The sequence below is a fragment of the Nonomuraea sp. NPDC050540 genome (assembly GCF_044457485.1).
In the GTDB taxonomy this organism is placed as follows: Bacteria; Actinomycetota; Actinomycetes; order Streptosporangiales; family Streptosporangiaceae; genus Nonomuraea.
Genome location: NZ_JBITHA010000007.1, coordinates 558809 through 571057 on the forward strand (window position 1 = coordinate 558809; position 12249 = coordinate 571057).

General features: G+C 72.3%; 12 protein-coding genes. 4 read left to right on the forward strand and 8 right to left on the reverse strand.

From position 1 onward, the window contains the following. Nucleotides 1-134: 134 nt before the first annotated feature. From ACIBI5_RS26830 to ACIBI5_RS26850, 5 genes are read right to left on the reverse strand one after another with little or no spacing between them, the layout of a single operon-like run. Nucleotides 135-968 (reverse strand): sugar ABC transporter permease, encoded by an 834-nt coding sequence (locus ACIBI5_RS26830; RefSeq protein WP_397251285.1) that lies wholly within the window; start codon nt 966-968, stop codon nt 135-137. Continuing rightward, complete coding sequence (locus ACIBI5_RS26835; RefSeq protein WP_397251287.1) at nt 965-2344, reverse strand: ABC transporter permease subunit; 1380 nt, start codon at nt 2342-2344, stop codon at nt 965-967. The genes ACIBI5_RS26830 and ACIBI5_RS26835 overlap by 4 nt, the downstream gene beginning before the upstream one ends. Beyond that, nucleotides 2344-3534: an extracellular solute-binding protein gene (locus ACIBI5_RS26840; protein ID WP_397251289.1), complete on the reverse strand. Its 1191-nt coding sequence runs from the start codon at nt 3532-3534 to the stop codon at nt 2344-2346. Before ACIBI5_RS26840 ends, ACIBI5_RS26835 begins: the two co-directional genes overlap by 1 nt. A gap of 9 nt (nt 3535-3543) precedes the next feature. Further along, a complete protein-coding gene (locus tag ACIBI5_RS26845) occupies nt 3544-4863 on the reverse strand; it encodes an alpha/beta hydrolase (protein WP_397251291.1) in 1320 nt (439 codons plus the stop codon). Beyond that, nucleotides 4860-6599, reverse strand: coding sequence for a glycoside hydrolase family 13 protein (locus ACIBI5_RS26850; RefSeq protein WP_397251293.1), 1740 nt, complete (start codon nt 6597-6599; stop codon nt 4860-4862). The genes ACIBI5_RS26845 and ACIBI5_RS26850 overlap by 4 nt, the downstream gene beginning before the upstream one ends. 134 nt (nt 6600-6733) lie before the next feature. On the opposite strand from ACIBI5_RS26850, the gene ACIBI5_RS26855 reads away from it, so the two are divergent. Continuing rightward, on the forward strand, nt 6734-7732 hold the full coding sequence (locus tag ACIBI5_RS26855; protein ID WP_397251295.1) for a LacI family DNA-binding transcriptional regulator: 999 nt from the start codon (nt 6734-6736) through the stop codon (nt 7730-7732). A gap of 2 nt (nt 7733-7734) precedes the next feature. On the opposite strand, the gene ACIBI5_RS26860 is transcribed toward ACIBI5_RS26855, so the two are convergent. Continuing rightward, nucleotides 7735-8910, reverse strand: a complete 1176-nt coding sequence (locus ACIBI5_RS26860; RefSeq protein ID WP_397251297.1) for a sensor histidine kinase — start codon at nt 8908-8910, stop codon at nt 7735-7737. A 122-nt stretch (nt 8911-9032) separates the two neighbouring features. On the opposite strand from ACIBI5_RS26860, the gene ACIBI5_RS26865 reads away from it, so the two are divergent. Both ACIBI5_RS26865 and ACIBI5_RS26870 read left to right on the forward strand, forming a co-directional pair. Beyond that, complete coding sequence (locus ACIBI5_RS26865; RefSeq protein WP_397251299.1) at nt 9033-9695, forward strand: response regulator; 663 nt, start codon at nt 9033-9035, stop codon at nt 9693-9695. Nucleotides 9696-10011: 316 nt separating this feature from the next. After that, nucleotides 10012-10389: a hypothetical protein gene (locus ACIBI5_RS26870; RefSeq protein WP_397251301.1), complete on the forward strand. Its 378-nt coding sequence runs from the start codon at nt 10012-10014 to the stop codon at nt 10387-10389. 58 nt (nt 10390-10447) lie between these two features. Here ACIBI5_RS26870 and ACIBI5_RS26875 read toward each other — a convergent pair whose 3' ends face one another. Next, nucleotides 10448-11554: an MFS transporter gene (locus ACIBI5_RS26875; protein ID WP_397251304.1), complete on the reverse strand. Its 1107-nt coding sequence runs from the start codon at nt 11552-11554 to the stop codon at nt 10448-10450. Between the two features lie 179 nt (nt 11555-11733). Between ACIBI5_RS26875 and ACIBI5_RS26880 the strand changes: the two genes are divergently transcribed. Further along, on the forward strand, nt 11734-12153 hold the full coding sequence (locus ACIBI5_RS26880; RefSeq protein WP_397251306.1) for a YciI family protein: 420 nt from the start codon (nt 11734-11736) through the stop codon (nt 12151-12153). Between the two features lie 10 nt (nt 12154-12163). On the opposite strand, the gene ACIBI5_RS26885 is transcribed toward ACIBI5_RS26880, so the two are convergent. Next, nucleotides 12164-12249: integrase core domain-containing protein (locus ACIBI5_RS26885; protein ID WP_397251324.1), on the reverse strand; the 86-nt coding region annotated here is incomplete at its 5' end.

Genomic DNA, 12249 nt, shown 5'->3' on the forward strand with positions numbered 1-12249 from the left:
GGCCTTCAGGACGGGAAGGACCTGGGTGCCCCGGCCGCGCCGCCCTCACGAGCCGGACACGGCGAGCGAGCCGGGGACACCTCGCGCCGGCGGCGCAGCATGCGTGAGCCGGGGCGGGCCGTGGAGGCGGCTGGTCAGGCCTTGACGGCGCCGCTGGTCAGGCCGCCGACGATGTAGCGCTGGAGGAACTGGAAGAGGATCAGCACCGGCAGCGCCCCGATGAGGGCGCCGGCGGCGAAGACGCCCCAGCTCTGCCCGAGCTGGTAGGAGACGAGCTGGTACAGGCCGACGGCGAGCGTCTGCTGATCGGGGTCGGTCAGGACGAGGCCGGCGATGACGAAGTCGTTCATCGTGGCCACGAAGGAGAACAGCGCCACGACGACCAGGATGGGCCGCACGAGCGGCAGCAGGATCAGGAAGAAGACCTGCGCGTGCGAGGCGCCGTCCATCTGGGCCGACTCGTCGAGCTCGCGCGGGATGGAGTCGAAGAAGCCCTTCATGAGGTAGGTGTTCACGCCGAGCGCGCCGCCCAGGTAGACCATGATCAGGCCCAGCGTGCTGCCCAGCCCCAGCGGGGGAAACACCTCCTTGAAGGCCGACAGAAGCAGAAAGATCGCGACGTAGGCCAGCACCTGGGGGAACATCTGGATGAAGACCAGGCCGACCAGGCCGCTCTCACGGCCGCGGAAGCGGAACCTCGAGAAGGCGTACGCGGCGCAGGCGCCCATGAACACCGACCCGGCCGCCGTCGAGACCCCGATCACCAGCGAGTTCACGAACCAGCGGGGAAACGGGTGCAGCGCGTCGGTGAACAGCGTCGCGTAGTGCCGCCAGGTCACCTCGGCGAACAGGTCGTTCGAGCCGGTCAGCGTCCCGCTCGGGTTGAGCGAGGCGGCCAGGACGAACACCAGCGGGAACAACGCGACCACCGAGGCCAGCACGCCGACCAGGTGCCTCCAGACCCTCATGCGGCAGCCTCCAGCCGCCTGGCCCGCCGGAATCCGGCCAGCGACACCGCCGCGATCACCGCGAAGATCAGGATCGAGACCGCGCAGGCCAGGCCGTAGTTGCGTGAGGTCCCGCCGAAGGCCAGCTTGTACACCAGCGAGATCAGCAGGTCCGTCGAGCCCACGTCGATCGGCGCCCCGGTGTCGCGGGGGCCGCCGCCGGTGAGCATGTAGATGACGTTGAAGTTGTTGAAGTTGAATGCGAACGTGGCCACCAGCGCGGGCGCCGTCGAGGCCAGCAGGAGCGGCAGCCGTACCGACGCCAGGACCCGCCACGGACCCGCCCCGTCGACCTGGGCCGCCTCGGCGAGCTGGCGTGGCACCGCCTGCAGCGCCCCGGTGCAGATCAGGAACATGTACGGGAACCCGATCCACACGTTGACCGCCAGCACGCTCAGCCTGGCCAGCCAGGGATCGGACAGCCACGGCACGGTGGCGCCGCCCAGCAGCACCTCGTTGACGAACCCGTGGTCGGTGTTGAGCAGCCCCTGCCACAGCAGCGCCGCCATGAACGCGGGGAACGCGTAGGGGAAGACCAGCAGCGAGCGGTAGACGCGGTAGCCGTCCAGGATCAGCGCGAGCACCAGCCCGAAGCCGAAGCTCAGCGCGACCGACAGCGCGGCGAACACGAACGTCCAGACCAGCACGCCCAGGAACGGCCCGCGGATCTCGGCGTTGGTGAGCACGCCGGTGAAGTTCTCGGTGCCGACGAAGACCTTCCAGCCGGGACTCAGCGAGCGCCCTGCGGCCGAGGTGAAGGCGCCGCGTCCGTCGTCGCGGTAGACGGTTCCCGCCCGGTCGGTGAAAGCGCCGCCGGAGTAGGTCAAGGTGGGCCGGTAGAGCGCGGCCGTCACCCCGTCCGCGGTCTTCAGGACGCCGCCCTCGGCCGGGACCCGCAGCTTGACGATCTCCGCCTGCCTGGCCACGATCTCCGCGTACGGCAGCGCGCGCCACCCCGGCCCGCTTCCAAAGCCCAGCTCGCCGTCCTTCTCCGCCACCCGGATCGGCCGGCTCTCGCCGGTCTTGACCTCGCTGGCGGCCAGGATCGCCGCGACCGCGTCGGCCTTGGTGGCGTTGTGGCCGTCGCCGTAGTTGGTGAAGGCGGCGTAGCCGGTGTAGAGCACCACGTACACCTGGTAGATCAGCAGCAGCACGACCCCCGGCGCCAGGTACTTGGCCGGGACCGCCCGCTTGCTCAGGTAGACCGCGTTGACGGCCACCGTCCCGGCCAGCAGCAGCGCGAACATCCACCACGAGCGCTGCCCGCCGAGCGCCACCAGTCCGTAGACGGCCAGCGCGTCGGCGACGGCGAGCGGCAGAAAGCGAAGCGCGCGCATCAGGATCCGATCTTCGCGCGGATGCGCTCCGCGGCCTTCCTGGTCAGCTCGGCGGGCTCGCCACGGCCGGTGATGATCGCGAGCTGGGACAGTCCCCAGTCGGCCCAGACGGCGTCCATCTGGGGCACGTTCGGCGTCGGCACGCCGTCGGCGGCGGCCGTGGCGAACCCGGCCAGGACCGGGTCAGCGGCCAGTTCCTCGCGCACCGAGGTCATCGCCGGAGGCCGCCCGCCCGCCGCGTGCAGCGCCTTCTGCGCCTGCGGCGTGGCCAGGTAGTTGACGAGGAAGTCGTTGGCCAGGATCGGACTGGCGCTCTTGGCACTGACGAAGAAGCCCTGCACGCCGGCGAACGGCCGCGCCTTCTCCCCGCCCGCGGGGGGCACCGGGTCCACCGCGAACGGCACGCCCGCCTTGGCCAGCGCGGGCGCGTCCCACGGACCGGTGACCAGGAACGGCGTCTCGCCCTTGACGAAGGCGTTGGTCGCGATGTCGCCGGTCAGCGAGGTCGAGACGGCCTTGTCCGCGGCCAGCCGCTTCAGGTAGGCCGCGAACTTCAGCCCGCCCGGGTTGTCGATCTCCAGCTTGCCGTCCGGGCCGAAGACCTGAGAGCCGAAGGAGGTCTGCAGCGCGTACAGGTGGAAGGGCGAGCCCGCCTTGGGGTCGACGGGCAGCCCGACCGGGTACGTGCTCTTGCCCGCCTTCACCAGGCTCTTCCCGCGCGCCACCAGTTCGTCGAAGGTGGCGGGCGCGGCAGGGACGAGCTTGGTGTTGCGCAGCACGGCCACGCTCTCGATCGCGTACGGCAGGCCGTACGTCCGCCCGTCGTAGGTCATCGCCCGCATGGCCGCCTCGGAGAACAGCGCCGCCTTGGCCGACAGGTCGAGCGGCGCGACGACGCCGTTCTGCACCAGCTTGCCCAGCCAGTCGTGCGGGCCGACGATGACGTCGGGCCCCTGGCCGGAGGGCGCCTGGGAGACGAAGTCGTCGCGCAGGTTGCCCATGGCCTTCTGCACGATCTTGACCTGGACGCCGCGGTCCTTCTCGAACGCCGCGGCGATCTGCCGCAACGGCGCGGCCCGGCTGTCGTCGGCCCAGACGGTGAGCGTGGCGGGGGGCGGGGCCGCGGTCTTCTCGGCGGCGCAGCCCGCCACGAGCAGGGTGGTGGCCGCGAGTGCGGTGAGCTTGCGCATGGTCGCTCCTCAGGATCCGGCGTGCGGGTCGTTCTGGGCCGGATCGCTCCAGCTCGCGACGCGTACCCACACGCGCCGGTCCGCGTCGTGCCTCAGGGGGGTTCGGATGGGGAAGCCGTCGGTGTCGAGGCCGTCGCGGCGCCAGCCGCGCCCGACGGTGCCGTTCAGGCCGACGCCGCGCGGCAGCCGCCAGACGCCGTGGTGGACGCCGGGCGCGACCTTGGTGGTGACCAGGCCGGAGAAGTAGACGGGCGAGTCGTCAGGGGTGCCGAGCGGGACCACGACCGTGACGTCGAGCAGCGCGTCGGGGGCGCCGTCGACGACCGTGACCCGTTCGCTCACCTCCAGCTCGCCGGTGCGGGCGACGACCTGCGCGGCGCCGGGTTCGACGCCTTCGAGCAGGGCGTGGCCGACGCTCTTGAGCGGTCCTGCAGGCTGCCAGGTCACCTGCGCGCCGAGGGCCGAGTACACGCAGCCGTCGGCGCGTTCGGCGACGGGCGCGACGTCGAGGTCCTGGCCGGTGGCGGTCTCGCCGCCGGTGCCCGACAGCAGGACGGGCGGGCCCGCCGTACCGTAGAGATGCAGGAGCGCGCTGCCGGCGCGCGCCGCCCAGGCGTCCTCGTGGTGCGGCGCGGACGGTTCGTGCAGGTAGCGCAGCTCCTCGTCGGGCGTGTACCCGAGGTCGAGCAGGTGCTCCGCGAGCTCGCGGACCGGCCTGACCATGATCAGGCCCTCCATGCCGCCGATGTCCAGCCAGACCCGGCGCGGGCCGCGGGCCTCGAAGCGCCGGTAGACGGGGGTCTCTTCGAGCGTGCGCGGGTCCACGAAGACGAGGAACGGCGAGAGCGCCGCGGCCAGGCCGAACACCTCCGGCCGCCGGAAGGCCAGGTGGTAGCTGACCAGCCCGCCCATCGACGAGCCCATGACGGCGGTGGCGGCCGGGTCGGCGGTGACCGCGTAGCGCTCGCGCAGCACCGGCAGCAGTTCCCCGATCAGGAACTCCTCGTACAGCTCGCCCTTGCACACGCCGTCCGGGTCGCGCGGGTAGGGCGCCACGTGCGAGTACTCGTTGCCGCGCTGGTCACCGGCGTTGGAGACGCCGACGGCGACGAGCGGCGGCAGCAGCCCGCGCCCGATCAGGTCGTCGAGCGTCTCGTCCACCCGCCAGCTCGGGCTCAGGCCCGCTCCGGCGAACACGTGCTGCCCGTCCTGCAGGATCACCACGGGGTACGGCCCCGCCGCCGGGTCGTGGCCGGGCGGCAGGTAGACGAAGACGTCGCGGGAGTTGCCCAGCGCCCGCGAGCGTACGCCGGTCAGGGTTTCGATCATCGTGCGGTCTCCCAGATGTGGAAGGCGGGCCCGTCGGCGGGCATGGGCTCGCCCGGTGCGAGGTCGGGGGCGCCGAGCAGGCCGGCGAGCGCGGTGGGCGCGGGCATCGGGGGGTGGGCGTTCCTGCTGACCTGGATCAGCAGCGTCTCCCCCGGCGCCGCCCGCTCGAAGAGCACCACGTCCCGCTCGGCGCGCAGCCAGCGCAGCCCGCCGCGGCGCAGCGCCTCCCGGCCGCGGCGCAGCGCGATCAGCTCGCGGTAGAGGCGGTGGGTGCCGTGGTCCTGGGCGGCCGGGTCCCAGGGGAAGGGGCGGCGGCCGTCCTCCAGATGCACGCCCTCGACTCCGACCTCGTCGCCGGCGAAGACCATGGGCAGTCCGGGCAGCGTGAACAGCAGGGCGGCGCCCAGGTGCTGGTGGTCGCGGCCGGCGATCGAGCGGAAGCGCGCGGTGTCGTGCGAGTCGAGCAGCGTGAGGTTGTGCGCGTGGGAGCGCCAGGGGATGCGGGCGGCGTACGCGCGCATCACGGCCGCCAGGTCATGGCCGCCGTAGGCCGGGATGGGGCCCGGTGTGCCCCAGAACTCGGTGGAACGTTCCCTCGCCAGCCACGACCACACCGGCCGGGCGAAGCCCGCGTAGGCCATGGTCCCGTGCCAGCCGTCGCCGCGCAGCGCGGACGCGGCGTCGAACTGGTTCTCCGCCAGCAGCAGCCTGTCCTCGCCGAGCGCCGCCCTGGTGGCGGTCGCGACCTGGGCGTTCAGCTCGACCGCGCCGTGGCGTCCGGCCGACTGGGCGACGTCGACGCGCCAGCCGTCGAGGCCGTACTCCTCGGGATAGCGGGCGATCACGGCGTCCAGGCGGCGGCGCAGCTCCGGCGAGCGGTGGTCGAACTTGGGCAGGGTCTTCACCCCGGCGAAGGTGGCGTAGTCGTCGCCGTCGAAGTAGTAGAAGTCCCGTTCCCGGCTGGCGTGGTCGTTCCTGGCCTTCACGAACCAGTCGTGGGCGTCGCCGGAGTGGTTGAGCGTGATGTCGCCGATGACCCGCATGCCGCGGGCGTGGGCCTGGGCGGTGAGCGACTTCAGCGCCTCGTCGCCGCCCAGCAGCGGGTCGACGTGGTCGAAGGTGCTGGCGTCGTAGCGGTGGTTGGAGCGGGCGGGGAAGAACGGGGTGAGGTAGACGAGGTTCGCGCCCAGGGTCTCGATGTGGTCGAGGCGCTCGGCCACGCCCCACAGGTCGCCGCCGTAGATCTGCTGGAGGGCGTGCGGCCTGCCGTACGGGATGGGGTCGTCCCATGCGGCGGGGCGCGCCCACGACGGGAGGGGGCCGCGCGGCCGCTCGGAACGGGCGAACCGGTCGGGGAAGATCTGGTAGATCACCGCGTCGGCGGCCCAGGCGGGCGGCGGCGGGTGGGCGGTGAGGGTGAAGTCGGCGGCGTCGGTGACCTCGGTGCGCGAGAGACCGGCGGCGCTCAGCCACAGCGGTCCCGAGTCGGTGTGCAGCAGGAAGCGGTAGCCGCACTCGGGGTTGACCACCCGCAGCGTGGCCCGCCACCAGGTCTCCTCCGGGGTGACGCGGTCGGCCATCGCCTCGGTGAACGCCGGCTCGCCGTCGGGCGCGCTGCGGACGAAGACGCGCCGGGTTCCCAGCGTGCCGGCCGTGCGGGCGAACACCTCGACCCGGTCGCCCAGTCCGGGCGAGGGGTCGGAGACATACAGCGGCGAACCGTCGTGATGTGCCACTGTGTTGCAAAGTGTTTCCGACTGGACCATGCTGTTAACGCTCCCTTTACCTGCTTTGATGGTCAGGAGCCTAAGCAGCCTCCCTCAGGTGCGGCAACGTCGCGCAACATGTTTCAACGGTTTCTGGAGTTCCCGTGGCACGACTGTCGGTTCGCACGATCGCCAAGCGCGTCGGCGTCAGCGCGGCGACGGTCAGCCGCGTGCTCAACGACCGTCCCGGGGTCGCGGAGGAGACCCGCGCCCGGGTGCTGCAGGCTATGCGCGAGCAGGGGATGGTCGCGCCCGCGCCGGTGTCGCAGCCGTTCGTCGGCATCATCGTGCCGGAGCTGGACAACCCCGTCTTCCCGTTGCTGGCCGGAGCCATCGAGACCAAGCTCGGCGGGCACGGCGTCACCGCGCTGATCGGCAGCTCGACCAAGCAGGGGCCGACCGAGCTCGACTACATCGCCTCCCTGGTCAGACAGCGCATCCAGGGGCTCGTCCTGGTCTCGGGGCGGCACGCGAACCCCTCGGCCGACCACGGCTTCTACTGGCAGCTGCACCAGCAGCAGCTGCCGATGGTGCTGGTCGGCGGGCACGTTCCCGACCTGCCCGTCTCGACCGTCACCACCGACGAGGCGGCAGGGGCCGCGATGGCCGTCGCCCACCTGCGCGCGCTCGGTCACACCCGCATCGGCCTCGCGGGCGGCCAAGGCTACCTGCGCCCCTCCCAGAACCGCCTGCGCGGCTACGGCAGGGAGATGCGCCGCTGGTTCGGCTCCGTGGACGACGCCCTCTACGCCGAGACCGACTACTCGCTGACCGGCGGGCACGCCGCGGGCCTGCGCCTCATCGAGGCGGGCGTCACGGCGGTCATCGCCGGCAGCGACCTCATGGCGCTCGGCGTCCTGGCCGCCGCCCGGCAGGCGGGGCTGTCGGTGCCCGGCGACCTGTCGGTGGTCGGCTACGACGACACCTACCTCGCCGCGCACAGCAACCCGCCGCTCACCACCGTCCGCCAGCCGGTGGAGCAGATGGCCGGCGCCGTGGCCACCGCGCTGTGGGAACGCCTGCAGGGCTACCACACCCCGCACGTCGACCATGTCTTCCCGCCCGCCCTCGTGGCACGCGGCTCCACGGGCCCGCCCGCCTGACCTCACCCCTCCCCCGCACTCAGCGGAAAGGTGGCGCGGACCACGAAGCCGCCGGTCAGCAGGGGTCCGGCGCTCAGCGAGCCGTGGTACAGCTTCACCCGCTCGGTCATCCCGATCAGCCCGTGCCCGTCCGGTCCCGGCGGCGGGGCGCCGGGGCTGCCGTCGTTGCGCACGCTCACGCTCAGCGTGTCGCCGGAGTACAGCAGCGACACCTCGGCCCGCGCCCCCGGCGCGTGCTTGATGACGTTGGTGAGCGCCTCCTGGATGATGCGGTACACGCACAGGCTCATGCCCGAGGAGAGCGCCCGCCGCTCACCGCCCGACGTCACCTCCGTCTCGACACCGGCCGCCCGCACGCGTTGCACCAGGCCGTCGAGGTGGTCAAGACTCGGCGCCGCGCTGTACGGCTCGGCGGTGCCGTCGTCCACCTCGATGCGCAGCACCGACAGCAGGCGGCGCATCTCGGCCAGCGCCTCGCCGCTGGTCTCGGCGATGGTGCGCAGCGTGTCCTCGGCCGTGGCCGGGTCCGACCGGATGACGTAGTGGCCGAGCCCGGCCTGAACGGAGACCACCGACATGTGGTGGGCGACGACGTCGTGCAGTTCCCGCGCGATGCGCACCCGTTCCTCGGTGACCGCCTGCCTGGCCGCCACCGCCTTCTCCCTGCGCAACTGGTCGGCCAGGTCGGCGAGCTGGGCGTTGCGCACCTTGAGCGTGCGCATGCCGAACGCGAACGCGACGGTCCAGCCGATGACGATGGTGGAGTACCAGGCGGCCGCCCACGCCTGTCCCGGCAGCGCGTTGGCGAAGATCCACTCGGTCAGCACGAGCGCGCCCGCGGGCAGGGCGGCCCGCCGGGAGTGGTGGACGACGACGGAGTACAGCGCGAGCAGCGGGCCCATCGAGTTCGCCCCGTAGTGGAAGCCCAGGGCATGGTAGGCGAACGCGGCGGCGCAGGAGACCACCAGCACCGGCGCCGGGCACCGCCTGCGCCAGGTCAGCGGAAGGTTGACCAGGGCGCAGAGCAGCAGCGCGAGCGCGTCGGGACGGCGGTCGAGCGGATGCGGGGCGAGCACCGGCCACACCCAGGATCCCCAGGTCAGCGTCATGCCGAGCAGGCCGTCGACGAGCGTGGGGCGTTTCCTGGCGAAGGCGACGAGGGCCGCGGGCGGGGGCATGGATCGCATCGTCACCGTTCGGCTTGATCGCACTGTGCTGACATGTCACGCTTTGCTGGAAGATCATGGTTTGCTGGTAGACCCACGTAGGCCCCGCGGTGGACGACTGGCTGGTGACGTTTATGATCAAGGTGCTGGTCGCCGACGATCAGGTCCTGATCCGCGCCGGGCTGGCCGCCCTCATCCGCGCCGCTCCCGGCCTGGAGGTCGTCGGCGAGGCGAGCGACGGCGAGGAAGCCGTGGCCCTGGCCGTCTCCGCCCGGCCCGACGTCATCCTCATGGACATCCGGATGCCCGTCTCGGACGGCATCAGCGCGACCCGGCAGATCCTGGCCACCGCCGAGCAGCCGCCGCCCCAAGTCCTCATCCTGACCACCTTCGACATCGACGAGTACGTCTACCAGGCGCTGCGCGCCGGAGCGTGCGGCTTCCTGCTGAAGGAGACGCAGCCGGAGCGCCTGCTGGCCGCCATCCGCACCGTGGCCGCCGGCGACAGCCTCCTTTCTCCCGGTCTCATCCAGCGCCTCATCGAGACCTTCCAGCCCGAGCCCGACGCCGCCGGGCCCATCCCGGACCTGGCCCCGCTCACCGGCCGCGAGACCGAGGTGCTCACGCTCGTGGGCCGCGCCCTGTCCAACGGCGAGATCGCCGCCCGGCTGATCGTGAGCGAGGCCACCGTCAAGACCCATCTCAACCGGGCGATGGCCAAGCTGGGGCTGTCCAGCCGCGCCCAGGCGGTCGCCTTCGCCTACGAGTGCGGCCTGGTGGCGCCCCGGCGTCAGTGACGGGCGCGCCGCCGCCGTGACCGAAGCAGCCGGCCCCGCCCCCGTGCGGGCCGCCGAGCGCGCGCGTCACGTCGTGGCCGCGGACGGTCTCCGGTGCTGAGGCCCGCCGCGGCGATCCAGACGCACACGAGGCTACGAGGACGCCGCTTCCCCGCCCATACCGCGGAAGATCGAACTTCTCCCTGCGACTTCGGCGGTACGCGGGTCAACCGTCCGCGGCAGGCCGGGCGAGCTCAACACGCGCTCAACAATTCTTCAACCCGCCGCGCCCTACCTTCCTGCCATCGATCTCCGAACGAGCACGAAGGGGCGCAACATGACACACACCAAGAAGCTGGCGGCGGCCTTCCTGACCGCGGCCGTCCTGAGCATCGGCGCACCGGCCACCGCGCACGCGGCCTCGGCCGCCGCGCAGCCGGTGCCCGTCTCGGCCGCCGCCGTCATGTCCGGGAGCTCGGCGGAACTGGCCGCCCTGGGCGCCTGCAGCCGGGCCAAGGGCTGGAAGATGCGCCTGGCCTGCGAGGCCCTGGTACGCGCCGGCGGCCTGTGGGTGTGGAAGAAGCTGGAGCAGGGCGCGCGCGGCGGCTGGAAGACCTACTCCGACATCTTCGAGAACGACGTCCCGTACGTCTACAAGAAGATCATCAAGAAGCTCAAGCGGCCCATCTACTGCGCGCTCTCCCGCTCCTGCTAGTCCGCCAGCACCCGCCGGCGGCGGCGACCTCCGTGATCGCCGCCGCCCGGCACCCGTTTCACCGGCGGCTCACCACCGCCATCGCCAGGTACGGTACCGCCGGCAGTGAGACCAGCACCCACGGCGGCGCCCACCCCGATCCGAGCCCGTAGAACGCGAACACCCCGAGCGCCGCCACCTCCGATCCCAGCCCGGCCATCGAGGTCACGGTCGCCCGCGCCTCGTCGCCGATCGTGTCCTGCAGGCGCGCGTCCAGCACCGCGACAGCCCAGGAGAAGGCCGCGAACGCCGCCGCGATCGCCACGAACCCCGCCCAGAGCCCGGCCGCGGAGCTACCGGTCCCCACGGTCCCGCTCAGGGCGGCGCCACCGCCGAGTGCCAGGGCCCCGGCCGCCAGGACCAGGGGCAGCAGCCGGGCGCCGTACCCGGCCAGCCAGCCGCCCGCCGCGATGCCCGCGATCACCAGCCCGACCAGCAACGGGATCACCGGCGTCGTGGCCCCGCCGGCGGTGGCCAGGAGCGGCAGGTACTCATCGACCGAGGTCAGCCCGGTCACCACCGCCAGGACCACCAGCACCCGGCCGACGGCCGGCGCCCGCCGTACCTCGGAAAGGCCGGTGCGCAGGACGGACAGAGAGGACTCCTCGGCTCGCTCGGCGGAGGGCGGGCGCGACTCGGGCAGCAGGCCACCGGTGAGGGCGCCCAACAGGCCGACCGCGACGCTGGCCAGGCCCACCGCCGGATAGCCGCCGGCGGCGAGGACGGGCGCGGCCAGCAGGCTGGCCGCGACGGCGGCGACCGAGGCGAGCGCCTCGGAGCGCCCGATCAGCCGCGCGTAGTCACCGGCCCGGCCGAGGCGGCCGAGCTCCTCGTAGACCAGCGCCTGCAACGTGCCCGACTGCATGGCCGCCCCCGCGCCCCACAGCACGAACCCGGCGGCGAACGCCCAGTACGACGGCACGAACGTCCAGAGCGCGAACCCGGCCGAGGTCACCAGCGGCGCGAGTACCAGCAGGCGCCGGCGCGAGAACCGGTCGGCCCACACGCTGGAGGGAATCTCCAGCAGGAACCCGGCCACCGACCAGATCGCGAACAGCGAGGAGACCTCGGCGGCCGACAGGCCGGTCTGGGTGAAGTACACCGCGTAGACCGGGTAGAAGAGCACGAACTCCGCGGTGAAGGTGTAGGCGTAGAGCCTCGGTTCAGGTCAATGTCGCCAACTCATGTCACCACGGTACAGAAATATTCGCGCGATCGGCCAGGATGTGTCGGAGCGGGCCGCTTGGCTCCGACGTCCCGGGTGAGAGGCGCCGCGGCGGCGCCGGTCACGAAAGAGGGAAAACCATGAAGTACATGATCATGCTCTACGCGTCCCAGCAGGACTTCGACGCCCTGGCCGGCAAGGGCAGCGAGGGCAACCCCGGATGGAGCGCCGAGGACTTCGCCGCGATGACCGCGTTCATGGGGGCCTGGAACCAGGAGCTCGTCGAGTCCGGCGAGTTCGTCGACGCGCGCGGCCTGGCCGCCCCTGCCCACACCCGGCGGGTCGGCAACAAGGACGGCGTGCCGTTCGTCACCGACGGGCCCTACGCCGAGACCACCGAGGTGCTGGCCGGCTACACCATCGTCGAGTGCGCGAGCTTCGACCGGGCCACCGAGCTCGCCGCCCGGCTGGCCGACTGCCCGGCGCCGGGTGACGCGCGCGCCAGGGCGTACGCCGACATCCGCCCGATCGTCGACGGCGCCGACGACCACCTGGCCTAGTTGTACTCGGTCATGAACTTGGTGTCAGTCGAGTGATGGGTGGCTGGCCGCCGAGGGCTGTGTGGGGTCGTTGGGTGTTGTAGTAGTGCAGCCATG